Raw genomic sequence first — 18,753 nt, 5'->3', positions numbered from 1 at the left:
CATACGCTCGCCCGATGAACTTCGAGATTCGACCGATGACGCGCGCCGACCTCGATGCGGCGCTTGGCTGGGCGCGTGACGAGGGCTGGAACCCGGGCCTCGACGATGCCGCCCCATTCTACGCACAGGACCCCTCCGGCTTCCTGATGGGCTGGCTCGGCACGGTCCGCATCGGCTGCATCTCGGTGGTCAAATACGGCGCCGACTTCGCCTTTCTCGGGCTCTACATCGTGCATCCGGCGCATCGCGGCAAAGGCTTTGGCAAGCGGCTGTGGGATGCCGGCCTCGCCAGCGCCGCGGGCCGGACGATCGGGCTCGACGGGGTGCCGGCACAACAGGAGAACTACCGCAAGTCGGGCTTCGGCTTCGCACATCGCAGCGCCCGCTGGGGCGGCGGGCTCAGCGGTCTCGTGGCGCGGCGCAGCTATGTGCGGCCGCTGACCTCGGCCGACCTTGCAGCGGTCTCGGCATTCGACCTGCGGCACGTCGCTGCACCACGTGAGGCGTTCCTTGCCGCGTGGCTGGCGCCATCGGCCAGCCGGCAGGCGGAAGGCTATTTCGAGGAGGGCCGCTTGCGCGGCTACGGCGCCATCCGCCGCTGCGTCACCGGCTGGAAGATCGGCCCGTTGTTTGCCGAAACGCCTGCCATTGCAGAGAATTTGCTGGCGACGCTGGCCGGCACGGCCGGCACCGACCAGGTGTTCATCGATGTTCCCGAACCGAACCGGGCCGGCATCGACATGGTCCGGCGCGCCGGTTTCACCCCGGCCTTCGAGACGGCCCGAATGTATCTCGGCGAAGCCCCGACGCTGCCGCTCGAGCAGATCTTCGGCATCACCACGCTGGAGCTGGGCTGAGTTTCGCACCGGCGGGACCGGATCGGCGGAACGGTCGGACGCTGCTACGCGCCAGTGGGCAGCTCGCTCGCTTGCGACAGTGCCGCGAGCGACTGGGCCAGGGTTTCCACCCAGGCGTCGTCAGTTTGCCAGCCGAGGTGCTGGGCGGCCGCGAGGAGGGCGCCGCCGACCGGCGGCAGGCGGGGCAGGGCGGGGGCGCGGCCGACACGGGCGGTGACGGCGCGCCTGAGCGCCGGGCTGGCGAACAGCCCGCCGGCATAACTCCACGGCAGCGTCGCAACGCCGAGCTGTCGCTCGAGTGTCAGGATATGGAGGGCAAGCTCGTCGGCTGCCGCGTCGACGATAGCGCCGGCGGCGGGATCGCCGGTTTCGGCGAGGGCAAGGGCAAGGGGCGCCAGCGCTGCGATCTGCATGCGCGGTGCATCGAGCCGGGAGGCCCAGCCAAGAAACTGGTTCATCTGGTCGTCGGATGCAAAGCCCAGCTTGTCGAACATTGCCGCGACCAGCCCGGTGGCGGGGGCGCGCCCGTCGATGGCCTTGCTGGTTGCGCCCAGCACCCGGCTGCCGATCCAGTAGCCACTGCCCTCGTCGCCGATCACGTCGCCCCAGCCGCCGGTACGGTGCGAGTGGCCCTCGGCGTCGCGCGCCCAGGCCATGGAGCCGGTGCCGGCGAGGATCAGGATGCCCGGCCCGCCGGCGAAGGCACCGAGATGGGCGGCATCGACATCATTGAGCAGGCGCTGCGGCAATGCGCCGAACAGATCGCCGATGGCCTGCTGCTGTGCCGCCGAGGCCGCCTCGACTTCGCCGAAGGCGGGCAGCGCGGCGGCGACGCCGCCGAGACCTGCGGTGGCCGCAAACGGGGTGGCCAGCTCGGCCAGCGCCTCGCGCCAGTCCGGGCTCTCCAGCGGACTGGTGCCGCGGCCGCGCTGCAGCCGGAACGCCCAGCCGCTGCGGTCGGCAGTGGCGATCAGGGTCTTGCTGCCGCCCCCGTCGATGCCGACGATGATCGCCTCGTCGGCGGCACTCGCGGGGAGGGGAGGTTGGCGAGGCATGGGCGGCGCTCCAGCTTTCGATAATCCGGCGGGCCTGCCGCCGCAATGGCCCCCGCACATAGCCGAAACCCATGGCGTCCGCCACTCCGCCCGGCCAGGCGGTCAGGCCTCGCTGGTCAGCGCTCTGCTGGCTTGGTCGCCGGCGGGGGCGCGCGCCACCCACCAGAGCAGCCCGAATATGCCGACGGCAACCACGCCGATTGCCGCCGCGGCCGCCACCGCGATGCCGGTGGTCGCTGCCCCGGCGACGAGCGAGAAGGCAAACGGCGCGGCAGAGGAGGCGATAAGCCGCGCCGCGCTGATCAACCCAAGCCGCCGGCCATAGCCGACGGAGCCGAACAGCACCAGCGGCAGGGTGCCGGAGACGATGCTGTAGAGTCCGTTGCCGAGCCCGAACAGAATGGCGAAGGCCGCGACGCCGGGCAGCCACGGCGTGCCGAGCAGCAGCACGGCGAGGCCGATCGGCAAGGCCAGCGCGCCGATCAGGGCCAGCATGGGCTGCGACAGGCCGCGGCCGAACTGCAGGTTGAGCAGCCGGCTCAGCACCTGTGCCGGGCCGAACAGCAGGGTGGCCGCGGTGACGGCCGCGCCGGCGCCGAGCGCGGACAGCATCGGCACCATGTGGACGGTGACGGCCGAGGAGACGAACCCGACCAGCGCGAAGCCGGCAAGCATCAGCAGCAGCGTGCCGCGTTGCCGCTCGGGCGGAAGCAACGCAACGGTGGCGGGGGCGTCGCGCCGCCCGGCCGAGCGCAGGCGCTGGCCGCGCGCCAGCCAGAAATGGATGGGCACACAGACGAGGAGGTTGGTCGCGGCGTAGATCAGGTAAACCTCGCGCCACGAAAGCATCTCATGCAGCGCGCCGGTGATCGGCCAGAAGAGGGTGGAGGCGAAGCCGGCAATCAGCGTCAGGTGGGTGATGCGGCGCGGCGCTTCGCGCGGCGAAGCCTGGGCAAGGGCGGCGAAGGCGGTGGCATAGAGGACGAAGGCCGAGGCGACCTCGATCGCCACCAGCCCGGCGGCAAAGACGATGCCGCTGGGGGCGAGGGCGGCCAGCACCAGGGCGAGCGTCGCCGCGAGCGAACCCCAGCCCATCAGCTGGCCCGCTCCGTGCCGGTCGGCGAGCCGCCCGGCGAACGGCGCGACCAGCCCACCCACGAGCAGCGAGGCAGAGAGCAGACCGAACAGCCACGCTTCCGACCAGCCGAACGTGGCGGCCATCGCCGGGGCCAGCGTGCCGAAGCTGTAGTAGAGCGTGCCGTAGCCGATGATCTGGGTGACGCCGAGGGCCCAGATCATCCGGGCGGGTATGCCGGTCATGGTCAGGTCAATGCGATGGTGCTGAGCGTGGTGCGGGCTGTGGCGCCGCACCCGCAGCCGGCCTCGCCCTCCGCCTTTGCCACCTCGTCGGCGACGCAGCACGAGGTGGTCGACTGGGCCGGGCCGCCGCAGCAGGAGGTGGCGGGCACTGCGTCGTCGGCGAAACTGACGCTGCAGACCCCGGTTTCCGGCAGCGCCAGGTGCACCTCGCGGGCCGCGACGGAGTCGCCGGCGAGTTCGGCTACCACCGAGCGGGCCTGCTCGAAGCCGGTGGCCATCAGGAAGGTCGGGGCGCGGCCATAGCTCTTGGAACCGATGATGTAGAAGTTCGCCTCGGGCTGAGTCAGCTCGACCACGCCATGCGGTGGCACGGTGCCACAGCTATGAAAGTTCGGATCGATCAGCGGCGACAGCGCCGGCGGCGCCTCGGTGGCGGGATCGACCGCCACGCGCAGCTCTGACAGCATCTCGAGATCGGGGCGGAACCCGGTGGCGACGACGATGCGGTCGACCATGAGCGTCAGCTCAGTCTGGTTGAGGGTGCCGATAACGGCGAGCCGGCCATCGGCCGGCGCCAGCCGGTTGGCGGCGAAGGGCGCGAGGACCTGCAACCGGCCGGCATCGATCGCCTGCTTGGCGGCAAGGCCGAGGGCGCCGCGCTCGGGCAACTGGTCGTTGAGCCCGCCACCGAGCAGCCGCTCGAGGCGGTTGCGCCGCAACGCCCACAGCACGCGGGTCTCGGGCGCCTGTTCCTGCAGCTTCAGCAGCGCCAGCGCGGTGTTGATGGCGGAGTGGCCGCTGCCGACCACCAGCACGGTGCGGTCGGCGAACTTTTCCTGCGCGGTGCCGAGAATGTCGGGGATGCCATAATCGATGAACTCGGCGGCTGCCCGCTCGCCGAGCACCGGCAGGCCATCCACTCCCATCGGGTTGGGGCGGGCCCAGGTGCCCGAGGCATCGATCACCGCCCGCACCACGCTCGCCTGTTCGCTGCCATCGGCATCGACCCAGCGCAGCTCGAACGGCGCGCTTTCGCGGTTGCGGTTCGACACCTTGTCGAGGCCGAGCCGGGTGATGGCGGTAACGCGGGCCGAGAGCCTGATAGTGGGGGCCAGCACCGGCAGCGCCGCCAGCGGCGCAAGATAGCGCTCGACGAGCTCCCGTCCGGTCGGCAGGCCCGTCGGCTCGGGCGCGTCCCAACCCGCCGCTTCGAGCAGCGCCTTGGCGGCGCTGTCGATGTTGTATTGCCAGGGTGAGAACACCCGCACATGGCCCCATTCGAGTAGCGACGCGCCGACCGAAGCGCCGCGCTCGAAGACGATGGGGGTCAGGCCCCGGGCGATGAGATGCGCGGCGGCGGCAAGGCCCACCGGGCCGGCGCCGATCACCGCAACAGGGAGGTTGGTCTCGAGCTTCATCGTAAGATTCCTAGTTTCTAGAAATATCGAAATTGAGGAGTCGAGAAGGGGCTCATGCCGCTTCCGTCGTCGCCTCCGATGAGGCGGCGCAACCTTCGGCGTCGGCGCAGCATTCGTCGGCGAGGTAACCGATCAGGCCATTCATGCTGGCATAGTTGGCCCGGCAGATCAGGGTGGTCGCTTGCCGCTCCTGGCTCACCAGTTCCACCTCGATCAGCTTCTTCAAGTGATGCGACAGGGTGGAGGAGGGGATATCGAGCTTGAGCTGCAGCTTGCCCACCGGCAGGCCATGGTCACCGGCGCGCACCAGGGTGCGGTAGATGGTCAGGCGGGTCGGATTCCCGAGAGCTTCAAGCTGCGCGGCGGCTGTTTCGATGTTCATGGAAATAGAATGGCAGTGCGACGGGCAGACGTCAAGGCTATTTCTATGATTGTCGAAGTAGGTCATTGGGCATCGAGCCCTGCGATCACCACACCCACCGTGTCATCCCTGCGAAAGCAGGGACCCAGCTTGCAGCACGCGCAACTGGCGAGTTGGGGCCTAGCTTCCCTCATATGCGCTAACTGAAGGGTGAGCCCCGGCATGAGTTTGTCACCACCGTCACCCAAGAACTCGATGTCATCCCGGCGCAGGCCGGGACACATCCTGGGATCTGGCGCCTCTTGCGCAAGAACCTCGCCGCCTCAGCATGCGCCGGGGTGACACCGCGGGTGTGGAAACATCTGCGCCAAAAACCCCTCGCTCAACCTGGCGCGCATGAGCCTCGCTGGCCTGATATTGGGTGGGGTCAACGATCGAGCCCAACGGGCTGTCCGGTGCCGTCGGTGGCTGAAACGACCCCGATAGACGGTTCGGCTACCCGCGGGGCGCGACCCGCTCCGAACAGCCAGCCGGAAAGGGCCAGCGCCAGCAGCGCCCCGACCAGTTGGGCGAGGATGAAGCCGGGCGCATCGAGCGGACGGATCCCCGAGAACGTGTCGCTCAGGGCGCGGGCGATGGTGACGGCCGGGTTGGCGAACGAGGTCGAGGCGGTGAACCAGTAGGCGGCGGTGATGTAGAGGCCGACCAGCGCCGGAACCGCTGCCGGCCTGGCGCGGAGGCCGCCGAGGATCACCGCGACGAGCCCGAAGGTGGCGACGGCCTCGGAGAACCACTGGGCCGTTCCGGTGCGCGGCGCGGTCGCGAGCTGCAGCGCCGGCAGCTCGAACATCAGGTGGGCGATGACGCTGCCGGCAAGTCCGCCTGCCAGTTGTGCGAGCACATAGCCGGCGGCCATCGGCCAGGCGATCTCGCGACGCAGGGCAAAAACCGCCGTGACGGCAGGATTGAAGTGGGCGCCCGAGATCGGGCCGAGGGTGGTGATCAGGACGAACAGCATGGCGCCGGTGGGGAGGGCGTTCCCCATCAGCGCCATGGCGGTGTCGGTGGTGAGCCGCGTCGCCATGATGCCGGAGCCCACCACCGTGGCGACCAGCAGGGCGGTGCCAAGGGCCTCGGCCGCGAGCCGTCGCGCCGGCGTCATGCCGCCCCGGACGCCTTGCTGGTCGAGCCATCCATGGCGCCGATGCCGCGCAGTTTCGAGCCGAGCGCCATCCGGTCGATGCTGTCGAGCGGCAGGTTGATGAAGGCGGCGATGCGGTTGCGCATGAAGCGCAGCGCATCCTCGAAGGCCTGACGCTGCTTGAACTCCGGCCCCCCGACCGCAGCGGGGTCTTCGATGCCCCAATGGGCGGTCATCGGCTGGCCGGGCCAGATCGGGCAGGTTTCGCCTGCCGCGTTGTCGCAGACGGTGAAGACGAAATCCATCTGCGGCGCTCCGGGCCCGGCAAACTCTTCCCAGGATTTCGAGCGCAGCCCGTCAGTGGAGATGCCGGCCGTGGCGAGCGTTTCGAGCGTCAGCGGGTGGATCTGCCCCTTGGGCATGCTGCCAGCGGAAAAGCCACGGAAGCGGCCATTGCCGACATGGTTGAGCACCGCCTCGCCCAGCACCGAACGGGCCGAGTTACCGGTGCAGAGGAACAGGACGTTGTAGACGCGATCAGCAGCAGGCATTGGAGGCTTCCTCGGGGACGCAACAGGGGGAGAATTCGGCAACCAGCGGCGCGCAGAGCTCGGGGCGGCCGCCGCAGCAATCGGAAACGAGAAAGCTGGCGATCTCGCGCACCCGCTCGAGCTCGGCGCGATAGATGATCGAACGGCTGTGCCGCTCGGACGAAATCAGCCCGGCCCGGCTCAGCACCGCCAGGTGCGTCGACATGGTGTTCTGCGGCACCTCGAGCAGCCGGGCGACCTCGCCGGCCGGCAGCCCCTCGGGTTCATGTCGCATGATCAGCCGAAAAGCGTCGAGCCGGGTCGGTTGCCCCAGGGCGACAAGCACATCCATGGCGTCAGTTGATTCCATATATCGAGGATTATCGATATGATGGTCACGCGTCCAGTGAAGGTTTTATGACGGCCTCGGCGGATCAAGGCGTGCCCGGCCTCCCTCCGAGCTGGGCCCTTTTCAGGCCGATCCCCGATGCCGATCAGCCAGCGTTTGCCGCATCCGACAATCGCACCGTCGACATCGGCATCACTGCGCCACCGACGTATGGTTGCCGTCCGGAGTGCGACAAGGCGACATTCAAGCGGCTGCTCATTCTGTCATGTAGCGCTGTAGCGTCTTGCCAATTTCCTCGACCAGCTTCTTGCGCGGCATTCCAACGAGTGGTGGAATCTTCAAGATGTGGCGGCAGAGCGCGAGGCCCAACGTCTGCGAAACGACAAGTGCCGCGCGGTCCCTTGCACCGGCCTCGCCGGACAGGGCGGCGATGAGTGGCACTGTCTGCGTCTCAAAAATCTCGCGAATGCGCTCAGCCGCCTGCTCGCTCGACGCCGCCGATCGCAGCAGCAAGGGGAGACCCTGCTCCTCCCCCTCCCACAGCCGTAGGTAAATCTCGGCCAGGGTCCGCCCCAGATCCTTGCGCGCGATCTTGTGTGGGAAGGCAGCGCTTAGTTTGAAATCCGCCGCGACGGCGAAGAGCTGCTCCTTGCTGCCGAAGTAGCGCATCACCAGCGCAGGATCGACCTCGGCGGCCGCCGCGATGCCGCGGATAGTCGTGTTCTCGTAGCCTTTTTCAGTAAAGGCGGCGCGGGCCGCTGCGAGGATGGCGGACTTGGTCCGCTCAGATTTCTTGATCGGTGCTGTGGTCATAGCAGCCATGTAATTCAACGCGTGTTGACATTCAAGCCGTGCGGTCGTATTTGGCACCACGTCAACGCTTGTTGACTTTTCCGACTATCATCGCAGCGCGACCACTTTGGAGATCGCCATGACCTTGCAGTCCACGTCCTTCGGGCGGTTGCGCCCGGCTGTCAGCCGCCGGTTCGTCATCGGCGGACTCGCCGCCGCCGGCGGTGCCGCCGTCCTGGCCGGAGTGTCCAATATGCCCCCCGCGGACTACGACACCGCGCTTGCCGAGCAGCTTCGTCCCTTTGCGACCGAGCCCTACCTGCGCGAGATGGTGCGCGCCGCAACGCTCGCAGCCAACAGCCACAACACCCAGCCCTGGCGCTACCGCATCGCCACCGGCCGCATCGACATCGTCCCCGACTTCTCGCGCCGCACGCCGATCGTCGATCCCGACGACCATCACCTCTTCGCAAGCCTTGGCGCGGCGACGGAGAATCTCGTCATCGCTGCACTGCACTATGGCCAAGCCACCGATGTGGTGGCGCCGACGTCGGTCGACGGTGAAATCGCCGTGCATCTCACCGGCACGACGAGCAATGACGCGCCACTCTTCGATGCCATCACCGAGCGCCAGAGCTCGCGCTCGACCTATGACGGCTCGGCGATTGCGAACGAGACGCTCCGCGATCTCGTCGCCATTGCAGGCACCGACAGCGTCGAGGCGATTATGGTCACCGACACGCCGCAGCGCGAGGAGATCATCGACCTCGTCCTTGCCAGCAATCGCGCGCAACTCGATGACGGCGCGTTCCGCTCCGAGCTCAAGTCGTGGCTGCGGTTCAATCCAAACGTCGCGGCGCGCATGAAGGACGGCCTCCTCAGCGCCGCCTCCGGCAATCCGAGCCTCCCCGAATGGCTCGGGCCGCTGATGTACGATCTCACCGTCAAGGCCGACGGCGACAACGACAAGGTTGCAGCGCAGATGCGATCGTCCTCTGCGCTCGTCGTCTTCTCTGCGACCACCGACGATCCGGCCGGATGGGTTGCCGCGGGCCGATCCTATGAACGCTTCGCGCTCGCCGCAACACGCGCCGGCCTCCAGCACGCCTTCGTCAACCAGGCCGTCGAGGTCGCGGCACAGCGCGCACAGCTACAGTCCACCCTCGGTCTCGGCACACGCCGGGCCGACATGATCATCCGCATCGGTCGTGGTCCGACTCTTCCCCGCTCGCTCCGTCGTCCCGTCGACGACGTCCTCATATCGTGAGGCCGGCCATGCTTACGCTCTTGCCCCGTCTACTAATTGCCGCCGTTCCGGTGATCGCACTCCTCGTCGCAGCGGCCTTCGTGCTGCCCGCCGAGTTCCCATTTTTCCTGCGCCAGCTGCTGCTCGCGGCCATCGGTATGGGCGGCATCGCGCTGGCCGAGGTCGCGATGTTCCGAACACCACTCGTCGACCTCGGCCGGCGTCTCGGCTTCACTCCGACGAGCCGGCGAACGGTGATCATCTCACTCATCGCCAGCCTGCCGATGTGGCTGTTCCTTCCGCTTGCGTCGCTGGCAGCTGGAACGCCGGTTCACGTCGCGTCAAACGGGCTCGCGCTCGTTCTCGGCATCGTCCTTGTCAACGGCCTCGCCGAAGAGGTGATCCACCGCGCCTTCTTCTTCGGCCGCCTCCGCGAGCATACGAGCCTCGCGAAAGCTGCCAGCCTGGGTGCGGCGCTCTTCGGCGCCCAGCACCTCTATCTCATCGCCACCATCGGCGTGGCCGGCGTCGCGTCCGTCGTGCTCGCCCTGCTTCTCGCCTACCCGCTGTCCCGTGCCTACGAGATGGGCGGCCGATCGATCGTCGGCCCGGCCATCCTCCACACGAGCTCGAACGCCGCCTTCCTCGTGTTCGGCGACGCGTCCAACAGCGGACTGCTGATGCTCCACATGCTCGTGGTGCTGGTCTCGATCTACACCGTCTTCCTCTTCCGCCAACCCCCTGTCCCCGCGACGGCGCATCCCGCCGCCGCTCCCGCTTCCCTCTGATCTGGAGACATCAAGATGTCCAAGCGCCTCGGAACTTCGGCCACCATCGCGACGAGTGTCGCGACGCTGGCCGTCCTCCTCTACGTCGCGACCGGCCCCGCCCTCGCGACCCTCATGCTCGTCGTATCGGCCGTCGCCTTCGCCGCCTGGCTTCGCGATGACCAGCGGACCGACGCCACCGCCGCCGTCGTCCCCTACCTCTCCGTCATCGTCGTCAGCCTCTTGTTGAGTGCCGTACGCTATTGGTCGGGCTACGCAACCCACGCCGTGACGGCGCTCCCGGCCCTGTTCGTGCCGCACTACGCGTCGGCTGACGTCACGTGGTTCGTCACCACTGTGACCCTGCCGGTCTCGCTCATGCTCCTCGGCGGCTATGCGCTGCTCCGCGGTCACGCCATCGGTCGCTACATGGCGTGGTGGACCTTTGCCTTCGCTATGGCCGACGGCGCCACCCAGGTGGCCGTCGAGTTCGCGACCGCGGGCTACGACCATCGTTTCTTCCTCGGCGCGGTGCTTGCTGCTGTCGAGATCGCGCTCGGCGCCCTTGGCTGGCTCCGTCTCGTCGGTCGCTCGGCGCCTGCCCCGGAAACCATTCAGAAGCCGCTCACCCGCCAGGCGACGATTCTGTGGTCCGTCGGCTTCTTCGTGTTCGTCGCGGCCTATGGCGTCACGCTCTACAGCCAGGCCGGGTACCTGCCCGTCATCATCATCGTCGGCTCGATGTTCGGCGGCCTCTTTGCTTGGCTGCGCACCACCGCCATCGTCCCGGCCAACCGTCTCAAGGTCGTGCCGCTCTATCTGCTGATGCTCGCGCTGTTTTACATCCACGTCGGCGAAGAAGGACTGTCCGGCTTCGCCCACGGCATCGCGCTGATCAGCGGCGTGCCGTGGTCGGAAGCCTCGTTCTTCGAGATCATCGGCCTCGTCGGCCCCGCCATCTGGGTCGCCGCCGCGCTCGGCATGTGGCTGCGTCAGCCCTGGGGCAACTTCCTCGTCTGGTTCATGATCGTCGGCATGATCCTGGGCGAACCCACGCATCACATCGTTTTCCCGGTGATGGCGGCGGTGAAGCTCGGCGTCGGCTACACCTACTTCGGAGGTATGGTCACGGCCCTGTTCCCGATGATCCCCGCGATCATCCTCGCCGCCAGTATCTTCGCCGACAGTCGTGTCGCTCGCCGGAGTGAGATGTCACCGGCTGAGGCCCTGCCTGCGACCTGACGGCGAGCACACCAGGGTGGGCAAACATCTTGCCTACCCTGGCAGCCGCAGTCCTCTCAAGCTTCCGTCAATGCTTGCTATGGGCCAGAAGCCGACTTCTATTGGCGGAGCGTGCTGGTCCCGTGGTGTTTCGGCGGCTACCTCCAGCGAGTAGAGGATCGACTAGCAGCTCGCTCACCGCTGGCGGCCAATCTTGCAGAGGTCGTTGGCAGTGAGCCGCGCTCTACTTACGGTGGCGTGCTTGCCGCTGGCTTTGCGGTGCGCTGGCCGCCCCTCCGCCAGCTTCGCCGGTACCCCTCCCATGCCCCGCGGGGGAGGATCAGGGGAGAACGGTGTCCGCCTGCGTGCAGTCTCCCCGGCGCTAAGCCGCGTTCGTCACCGGGCACTGGCCCATCGGGTCGGCAGGCATCGCCGCCTTGGCGTTGAACACGTATTTGCCTTCGCACACATCGACATCGGCGGGCCGGCCGTCGGCGCCGAGCGCGTCATAGCCCTGCTTGAGGTTGCGCCAGAACTCGATATTGGGGTTCGTGGCATGGCGGGCGAGGTTATCCTCGGTCATGCGGAAGGGGTAGAGCTCGAGCTTGAAGCTGGGGTTGCCGCCGTTGAAGCTCTCGCGCGCCAGCGCATAGATTTCCTTCATCTGCTCGTCGGTCATGGCGTAGCAGCCCACCGATTTGCAGTCGCCATGCACCATCAGGTTGGAACCGGTGCGGCCATGGGCGCGGTCGAGCTTGTTGGGAAAGCCGGTGTTGAACGACAGGTAGTAGCTCGACTTGGGGTTCATCATGCCGGGGGTGACCCGGTAGAAGCCCTCGGGGGACTGATAGTCGCCCTCCTTGATCTTGGGGCCGAGTTCGCCCGACCACTTGCAGATGGCATAGGTCTTGAACAGCCTGTAGCGGCCGCCGGTGTCGGGTTTCCAGACCTCGAGCTCCGAACTTTCCTTGAACACCCTGACCAGCATCGGCGCCGCCGGCGAGGTATCCATCGCTGCGAGCACGCTGGTGGTGCGCGCCGAAAGCGGCTGCTGGTCCTTGGCGATGCCAAGGGCAGAGCAGCCGGCGAGCAACCCGGCAAGCATGGCAGTGGCAAGCAGCAGCAGGGGGGAGGTCAAACGCATTGTCGGTACCGGGAACTGGGAGGCACCAAGGATAGAAAAGGTTGGTTACTCAAGCCTTTCGAGGGCGAGCTTTGACAAGGACGTGATCGACATTGCGGGCGCAGCCCGCGACATCCTTGGGTCGGACGTCAAGGCTGAGCAGGGAAAGCCGGCCGGCGGGCCCCGACGAGCGCTCGCGGTCGCATCCATATCCGTAACTCATAGGGCAACAGCTGTCCGCCGCCGAGCAAGCCGGGCAGGGCCCCGGCGAGGCCGCTACCCGCTGCCCAGGCTAGCGCTCGAGGCAGATGGCGACGCCCTGACCGCCGCCGATGCACATGGTGGCGAGGCCCTTATGGGCGTTGCGCCGCGCCATTTCATGCAGCAGCGTCACCACCAGCCTTGCGCCGGAGCCACCCAGCGGGTGGCCGAGCGCGATGGCACCGCCATTGACGTTGATCCGCTCGGGATCGAGGCTCAGCTCGCGGTTGACGGCGAGCGATTGCGCGGCGAAGGCCTCGTTCAGTTCGATGAGGTCGAGTTCGGCCGCCGTCCAGCCGGCCTTGTCGAGCGCCGCGCGGGTTGCCGGCACGGGCCCGAGGCCCATTTCCATCGGGTCGACGCCGGCCGAGGCATAGGAGGCAATGCGGGCCAGCGGCTCGAGCCCGAGTTGCCTGGCGCGGCGGGCCGACATCACCAGCAGCGCTGCGGCGCCATCGTTGAGGCCAGATGAGTTGCCGGCCGTGACGCTGCCCTCGGGGTCGAATATCGGCCGCAGCGCCGCCAGCTGCTCGGGCGTGGTGTCGGCGCGCGGGTGCTCATCATGCTCGACCACGATGCTGTCGCGCTTGCGCCGCACCTCGACCGGAACGACTTCCTCGGTGAAGCGCCCGGCGGCCATGGCGGCTGCCGCCTTCTGCTGCGAGCCCAGGGCGAACTGGTCCTGCTCGTCGCGGGTGATCTGATACTTGCGCGCCAGGCGCTCGGCGGTGACGCCCATATGCACATTGTTGAAGGCATCGACGAGGCCATCGACCAGCATGGCATCCTGCATGGTCACTTCGCCCATCTTGAAGCCGGCCCGGCTCTGCGGCAGCAGATGCGGGGCGCGGGTCATCGAGTCCTGTCCGCCGGCCAGGACGATATCGGCGTCGCCGAGGCGGATGGCCTGGGCCGCGAGGTGGAGCGTGCGCTGGCCGCCGCCACACACCTGGTTGATGGTCATAGCCGGCACGGCGTGCGGAATGCCGCCACCGACGGCCGACTGGCGCGCCGGATTCTGCCCGGCGCCGGCCTGCAGCACCTGACCGATCAGTACATCGTCGATCGCTGCGGGATCGACGCCGCTGCGCTCGATGACGGCACGTATGGCGATGGCGCCAAGCGCCGTCGCAGGCAGGTCGGAGAAGGCTCCGCCAAAGCGGCCGATGGGGGTGCGGGTGGCAGCGACGATGACGGCGTCTTCAGACATTGCTCTCAATCCACAGGTCGTACTTGGCGAGTCAGGACCGATTGTTGTACCGTTCGGTCCACAAACTGCTTATAGCGATGCGGTCGCGGCAGCAATCAATAAACCGACCGCCGCAAGGGGAAGAGACTTGGATACCGATATCGTCTGGCGCCCGAACGCGGCATGGGTCGCGGCTGCCAACCTGACGCGCTTTGCCGACATTCATGGCTTTGCCGGCGCCTCCTATGACGTGCTGCATCGCTGGTCGACCAGCCAGCCCGGCGCGTTCTGGAGCGCAGTGTGGGATTTCTGCGGGGTGATCGGCGACAAGGGCAGCGTCAGCTATGTGCCCGCCGCCGATGGCGGCATGCTTGATGGCCGCTGGTTCCCCGAAGCGCGGCTCAACTTCGCCGAAAACCTGCTGCGTGGCGCCGATGCCGAGCCGGCGCTGATCGAATCCGACGAAGCGGGCATATCGCGCCGCATGACGCGGGGAGACCTCCGCAATGAAGTCGCCCGCGTAGCCGCGGGGCTCAGGGCCGCCGGCGTGGTGGCCGGCGATCGGGTGGCGGGCATCCTGCCCAACCGGATCGAGGCTTTGGTGGCGTTGCTGGCGACGGCGGCGCTCGGCGCCACCTGGTCGTCCTGCTCGCCGGATTTCGGCACCGTCGCCATTCTCGACCGGCTCGGGCAGATAGCGCCCAAGGTGCTGTTCGCCACGCCGCGCTATCGCTATGGCGGCAAGGAGCACGATATCTCGGGCCGCATCGCCGAGCTTGTTGCCCAGATGCCGAGCCTCACCGACCTGGTGCTGATCGATGGCGAGTTGCCCGGTAGCGCCACCCGGACGCATCAATGGGGCGAGTTCGGGGAGGCGGGCGCGCCGCTGGTCTACACCCGGGTGCCGTTCGCGCAGCCGCTCTATGTGCTCTACACCTCCGGCACCACCGGCAAGCCGAAAGCCATCGTCCATTCGACCGGCGGGGTGCTGTTGCAGCATCTGAAGGAGCACCAGCTGCATGGCGACGTGAAGCCGGGGGACACCGTCTCGTGGTACACCAATACCGCCTGGATGATGTACCACTGGGTGATCTCGGCGCTGGCCTCCAATGCCAGCGTGGTGCTGACCGACGGCGCGGCCATTCCGAAAAGCAGTGACGGGCTCGATGTCGGCCTGCTCTGGCGGGTGGCAGCGGAGGCCGGGGTCACGCATTTCGGCATCAGCCCGAAATACCTGCTGACCGTGGCCGAGGCCGGTTATCGGCCGGCCGACCGGGTCGATCTCACCCGCCTCCGCTCGGTGCTGAGCGCGGGCGCGCCGGTGGCGCCGGATCAGTTCGAGTGGCTCTATGATGCAGTGAAGTCCGACATGATGTTCGCCTCGATCTCGGGCGGCACCGAGATCATCGGCTGCTTCATGATCGGCAACCCGACGCTGCCGGTGCGGCGCGGGCAACTCACCTCGAAAGCCCTCGGCCATGCGGTGGATGTGCTCGACGAGCGCAATGCCTCGGTGATCGGCCGGAAGGGCGATCTGGTCTGCACCGAGCCGTTCCCCTCGATGCCGCTGACCTTCTGGGGCGAGGGCGGCGACAAGCGCTATCACGACACCTATTTCGCCCAGCGCCCCGGCATCTGGACGCATGGCGACCTCGCCGAGCAGACCATCCATGGCTCGGCCATCATCTATGGTCGCACCGACACGACGCTGAAGCCGGGCGGCGTGCGCATCGGCACCGCCGAGATCTACGCCACGGTCGAGAGCTTCCACGAGGTCGAGGATTGCCTGGTGTTCGGTGCGCCGACCGCCAATGACGAGGAGATCGTGCTCTGTTTGAAGCCGATCGAGGGCGGCGCCATCTCCACCGAACTCGCGGCCCGCATTCGCAAGGCCATCCGCGAAGCGGCGTCGCCGCGACATGTGCCGCATCGCATCCACGCCATCGCGGCGGTGCCTTACACCTTGAACGGCAAGCGGGTGGAAGGCGCGGCGCGCGCCACCATGCTGGGTGAAGTCGTGAAGAACCGCGACTCGCTCTCCAACCCCGAAGCGCTCGAGATTTTCCGCACGCTCAGCCGGGACAGCGCCCTGTGAGGCAACCGTACGGCGCCATAATCGGCATCGGCGAGCTGAAGCCGGTGCGTTCGACCACGGGCGCCACGACGCTCGGGATGATCGCCGAGGTGGCGCGGCTGGCGGTGGCAGACGCGGGGCTCGAGCCCGGCGCCATCGACGGGCTGCTCGTCGGCCCGCAGGTCGGCGAAACGCCGCAGCACGTGCCGGCGACGGTGGCCGAGTATCTGGGGCTCAGGCCCGCCATGGCCAATGTGGTGGATCTGGGCGGTGCATCGGGCGCCGGCATGGTCTGGCGTGCCGCGGCGGCGATTGCCGCCGGCATGTGCGAGACGGTGCTGTGCGTCCTCGCCAATTGCCGCGAAGCCGAGCCGCCGCGTTCGCCCAACCGCAACCCGATCCGCGAGTTCGACGTGCCGTTCGGCGCCTCGGGCGCCAACGCCACCTATGCCATGATCAAGCAACGCCACATGGCGGAGTTCGGCTCGGCCGATGCGGATTTTGCGCTGATCGCCGCCGCGGCGCGCGCCAATGCGCAGCGCAACCCCGACGCGATGTTTTACGGCAAACCGGCGAGCGTCGCCGACGTGCTGGCCTCGCCGCTGATCGCCAGCCCGCTGCATCTGTTCGAAATCGTCATGCCGGTGGCGGGTGGAGCAGCAGTGGTGGTGAGCTCAGCTGCAGCCAAGGGGCGGCAGCAACCGGCGGTGCATCTGCTCGGGGCAGGGGAGAAGGTGACCCATCGGGCCCTGTCGCAGGCGCCGTCGCTGACTTCGGGGCCGCTGCAACCGGCCATCGCCCGCGCGCTGGCGCAGGCCGGGGCTGAGATCGGGGAGATCGACATCCTGTCGCTCTACGATTGCTACAGCATCATGGTCGCCACGACGCTCGAAGATGCCGGGCTCGCCGCGCCCGGTCGGTTCGGCGACTGGCTGCGCGAGGCCGATCTCAACCGGCTCAACCCGCATGGCGGCCAGCTCGGCTTCGGCCAGCCCGACCTTGCCGGCGGCATGACCCATATCGTCGAGGCCGTGCGCCAGCTGCGCGGCAACACGCCGATGCGGCAGATCGCCAATGCCCGCCTGGCGCTGGTCACCGGCAATGGCGCAACGATGAGCGAAGCCACCGCGCTGGTGCTGGGAGCTGCGGCATGAACCTCTCCGAGCTGAAGGTCCCAGGGCCGACCCGCACGGCCCTCACCGCGCCGTTCTGGACGGCAGCTGCCGAAGGGCGGTTCATCGTGCAGCACTGCGCGGATTGTGCGAGCTGGGTGTTCTACCCGCGCCAGATCTGCCCCCATTGCTGGTCGCAGCGGCTCGAATGGCGCGAGGCGTCGGGGCGGGCGCGGCTCGAGAGCTGGTCGGTGATCCATCGCCCCGGCCATCCCGGCTGGGAGCCGGCGGCGCCCTACGCCATCGGTATCGTTCGGCTGGCAGAGGGCCCAAGCATGTTGAGCCATATCCTGACGGCTGACCCTCAGTTGCACCTGCCGCTGCAGGTCCGTTTCACCCAGGTGGGGGCGGAGATCCTGCCCTGCTTCGAGCCCGCAGATGAGTGACCGGCCGACACCCGCCGCCTGGCGCATGCTGGTGCTGCTCACCGGCGCGGTGATCCTGTCGATGACCACCTGGTTCTCGGCCACCGCCATCCTGCCGCAGCTGACGGCGCAGTGGCAGCTCTCGGGCCTGGCGCAGACCTGGATGACCAATGGGGTGCAGCTCGGCTTCGTTGCCGGGGCGCTGACGCTGAGCCTGTTCAACCTGCCCGATATCGCGCCGCTGCGCTTGTTGATGGGGATAGCGGCGGGGCTGGCGGCGGCGTTCAACCTGTTGCTGCTGCTGGCGCCCTCGGCCGAGGTGGCGATTGTCCTGCGCCTGTTGACCGGGGTGGCGCTGGCCGGGGTCTACCCGCCGGCGCTGAAGCTCGTCGCCACCTGGTTCATTCGCGGCCGCGGGCTCGCCATGGGGGCGATGATCGGCGGGCTGACGCTGGGCTCGGCCTTCCCCCACCTGCTGCGCGCGCTGTTCGCCGGGCTCGACTGGCGCTTCGTCGTCGCGACGGCCAGCGCCCTGACGCTTTGTGGGGCAGGGGTGTTCCTGGCGCTCGTCCGCGAGGGGCCACACCCGTTCAGCCGCGCCGTGTTCGACCCCCGCCAACTCGGCAGGGTGGTGCGCAATCGCGCCGTGGCCTTGGCCAATCTCGGTTATTTCGGCCACATGTGGGAGCTTTATGCCGCCTGGGGCTGGTTCCTCGCCTTTGCCGGCGCAGCCTCGGTAACGGCAGGCATGAGCCCGGCTGAGATTTCGCTCCTGGTCTTCGCCATGGTCGCCTCGGGCTTTGTCGGCTGCCTCGTCGGCGGCCTCATCGCCGACCGCATCGGGCGGACACTCACCACCATCATCATGATGGCGCTGTCGGGTTCATGCGCGCTGCTGATCGGGGTGAGCTTTGCCGGCCCGCTCTGGTTGTTCGTCTCGATCGCGCTGCTCTGGGGCGCGACCATCGTTGCGGACTCGGCGCAGTTTTCCGCCATGACCACCGAGGTCGGCGACCCCGACCTGATCGGCACGGCGCTGGCCTTCCAGCTCGGTATCGGCTTTGCGCTGACCATCGTCAGCCTGACCGTGGTGCCGATGCTGGCCGCGGCCATCGGCTGGCAATGGGCCTTCGCGATATTGGCGCCCGGGCCACTGGTCGGGATCATCGCCATGCTGCTGCTGCGCCGGCTGCCGGAAGCGGAGCGGATTGCACAGGGGCGGAAGTAGGGGGCGCAAAACCCGGTAGCTCCCCGCGACCCCCTCTCTTGCGAAAACTAAGGACTTAGCTGCGCTAAGCCCAAGTCTTCGCTTTCTCCCCCGCCAAGGGGGAGAGTCCCGACTGATCCTCCGGAGCAAGTGGAAGGCACGGATCATCTCCCCCTTGGCGGGGGAGAAAGCAAAATCTTAGGTTTAGCCGTTTGGCTAAGCCTTAGATTTTGCAAGAGAGCATCTGTGTTCTCGGTCAAGCTGTTTTGGGCTGAGTAGGCTCCCATAGGCGGTTCTGCGTGAGC

General features: G+C 67.8%; 18 protein-coding genes. 8 read left to right on the top strand and 10 right to left on the bottom strand.

Translation table 11 applies throughout. The annotated features are described in order from the left end of the window. The first annotated feature begins 35 nt into the window (after positions 1 to 35). Entirely contained in the window at positions 36 to 857 is an 822-nt protein-coding gene (locus tag VGV07_RS01120) for a GNAT family N-acetyltransferase (protein WP_414649899.1), read from the top strand. A 44-nt stretch (positions 858 to 901) separates the two neighbouring features. Here the strand turns inward: VGV07_RS01120 and VGV07_RS01115 are convergent, their stop codons facing one another. From VGV07_RS01115 to VGV07_RS01080, 8 genes are all read right to left on the bottom strand, one after another. Further along, on the bottom strand, positions 902 to 1,912 hold the full coding sequence (locus VGV07_RS01115; protein ID WP_326866834.1) for an N-acetylglucosamine kinase: 1,011 nt from the start codon (positions 1,910 to 1,912) through the stop codon (positions 902 to 904). 102 nt (positions 1,913 to 2,014) lie between these two features. Then, positions 2,015 to 3,232 carry an arsenite efflux MFS transporter ArsK gene (gene arsK, locus VGV07_RS01110; RefSeq protein ID WP_326866833.1) on the bottom strand — a complete coding sequence of 406 codons (1,218 nt, stop codon included), beginning with the start codon at positions 3,230 to 3,232 and terminating at the stop codon, positions 2,015 to 2,017. A gap of 2 nt (positions 3,233 to 3,234) precedes the next feature. Beyond that, positions 3,235 to 4,650, bottom strand: coding sequence for an FAD-dependent oxidoreductase (locus VGV07_RS01105; RefSeq protein WP_326866832.1), 1,416 nt, complete (start codon positions 4,648 to 4,650; stop codon positions 3,235 to 3,237). Positions 4,651 to 4,702: 52 nt separating this feature from the next. Further along, a complete protein-coding gene (locus VGV07_RS01100; RefSeq protein WP_326866878.1) occupies positions 4,703 to 5,032 on the bottom strand; it encodes a metalloregulator ArsR/SmtB family transcription factor in 330 nt (109 codons plus the stop codon). Between the two features lie 406 nt (positions 5,033 to 5,438). Then, positions 5,439 to 6,173 (bottom strand): MIP/aquaporin family protein, encoded by a 735-nt coding sequence (locus VGV07_RS01095; RefSeq protein ID WP_326866831.1) that lies wholly within the window; start codon positions 6,171 to 6,173, stop codon positions 5,439 to 5,441. After that, complete coding sequence (locus VGV07_RS01090) at positions 6,170 to 6,703, bottom strand: arsenate reductase ArsC (protein ID WP_326866830.1); 534 nt, start codon at positions 6,701 to 6,703, stop codon at positions 6,170 to 6,172. Before VGV07_RS01090 ends, VGV07_RS01095 begins: the two co-directional genes overlap by 4 nt. After that, positions 6,690 to 7,052, bottom strand: coding sequence for a metalloregulator ArsR/SmtB family transcription factor (locus VGV07_RS01085; protein ID WP_326866829.1), 363 nt, complete (start codon positions 7,050 to 7,052; stop codon positions 6,690 to 6,692). The genes VGV07_RS01090 and VGV07_RS01085 overlap by 14 nt, the downstream gene beginning before the upstream one ends. Before the next feature lie 234 nt (positions 7,053 to 7,286). Further along, positions 7,287 to 7,853, bottom strand: a complete 567-nt coding sequence (locus tag VGV07_RS01080; RefSeq protein WP_326866828.1) for a TetR/AcrR family transcriptional regulator — start codon at positions 7,851 to 7,853, stop codon at positions 7,287 to 7,289. A gap of 97 nt (positions 7,854 to 7,950) precedes the next feature. Here VGV07_RS01080 and VGV07_RS01075 point away from each other — a divergent pair, with 97 nt between their 5' ends. From VGV07_RS01075 to VGV07_RS01065, 3 genes are read left to right on the top strand one after another with little or no spacing between them, the layout of a single operon-like run. Further along, positions 7,951 to 9,090 carry an Acg family FMN-binding oxidoreductase gene (locus tag VGV07_RS01075; RefSeq protein WP_326866827.1) on the top strand — a complete coding sequence of 380 codons (1,140 nt, stop codon included), beginning with the start codon at positions 7,951 to 7,953 and terminating at the stop codon, positions 9,088 to 9,090. Positions 9,091 to 9,098: 8 nt separating this feature from the next. Beyond that, a complete protein-coding gene (locus VGV07_RS01070; protein WP_326866826.1) occupies positions 9,099 to 9,857 on the top strand; it encodes a CPBP family intramembrane glutamic endopeptidase in 759 nt (252 codons plus the stop codon). 15 nt (positions 9,858 to 9,872) lie between these two features. Then, positions 9,873 to 11,078, top strand: a complete 1,206-nt coding sequence (locus VGV07_RS01065) for a hypothetical protein (RefSeq protein ID WP_326866825.1) — start codon at positions 9,873 to 9,875, stop codon at positions 11,076 to 11,078. Positions 11,079 to 11,439: 361 nt separating this feature from the next. Here the strand turns inward: VGV07_RS01065 and VGV07_RS01060 are convergent, their stop codons facing one another. Continuing rightward, the gene (locus VGV07_RS01060; protein WP_326866824.1) at positions 11,440 to 12,201 is read right to left on the bottom strand and encodes a murein L,D-transpeptidase family protein; all 762 of its coding nucleotides are present in this window, start codon (positions 12,199 to 12,201) and stop codon (positions 11,440 to 11,442) included. Positions 12,202 to 12,472: 271 nt separating this feature from the next. Then, complete coding sequence (locus VGV07_RS01055; protein WP_326866823.1) at positions 12,473 to 13,651, bottom strand: acetyl-CoA C-acetyltransferase; 1,179 nt, start codon at positions 13,649 to 13,651, stop codon at positions 12,473 to 12,475. Between the two features lie 127 nt (positions 13,652 to 13,778). On the opposite strand from VGV07_RS01055, the gene VGV07_RS01050 reads away from it, so the two are divergent. Genes VGV07_RS01050 through VGV07_RS01035 form a run of 4 tightly spaced genes read left to right on the top strand, consistent with a single transcriptional unit; the run spans position 13,779 to position 18,469 of the window. Then, positions 13,779 to 15,725, top strand: a complete 1,947-nt coding sequence (locus tag VGV07_RS01050) for an acetoacetate--CoA ligase (RefSeq protein WP_326866821.1) — start codon at positions 13,779 to 13,781, stop codon at positions 15,723 to 15,725. Then, positions 15,722 to 16,858 carry a thiolase family protein gene (locus VGV07_RS01045; protein WP_326866820.1) on the top strand — a complete coding sequence of 379 codons (1,137 nt, stop codon included), beginning with the start codon at positions 15,722 to 15,724 and terminating at the stop codon, positions 16,856 to 16,858. Before VGV07_RS01050 ends, VGV07_RS01045 begins: the two co-directional genes overlap by 4 nt. Beyond that, positions 16,855 to 17,262, top strand: a complete 408-nt coding sequence (locus tag VGV07_RS01040; RefSeq protein ID WP_326866819.1) for a Zn-ribbon domain-containing OB-fold protein — start codon at positions 16,855 to 16,857, stop codon at positions 17,260 to 17,262. Before VGV07_RS01045 ends, VGV07_RS01040 begins: the two co-directional genes overlap by 4 nt. Further along, on the top strand, positions 17,255 to 18,469 hold the full coding sequence (locus tag VGV07_RS01035; RefSeq protein WP_326866818.1) for an MFS transporter: 1,215 nt from the start codon (positions 17,255 to 17,257) through the stop codon (positions 18,467 to 18,469). The genes VGV07_RS01040 and VGV07_RS01035 overlap by 8 nt, the downstream gene beginning before the upstream one ends. The last annotated feature ends 284 nt before the right edge of the window (positions 18,470 to 18,753 follow it).

The organism is Devosia sp. (assembly GCF_035944845.1).
Lineage (GTDB): Bacteria > Pseudomonadota > Alphaproteobacteria > Rhizobiales > Devosiaceae > Devosia_A.
The sequence above is the reverse complement of the archived record's forward strand: the minus strand, read 5'-3'. Positions and strand labels throughout refer to the sequence as shown.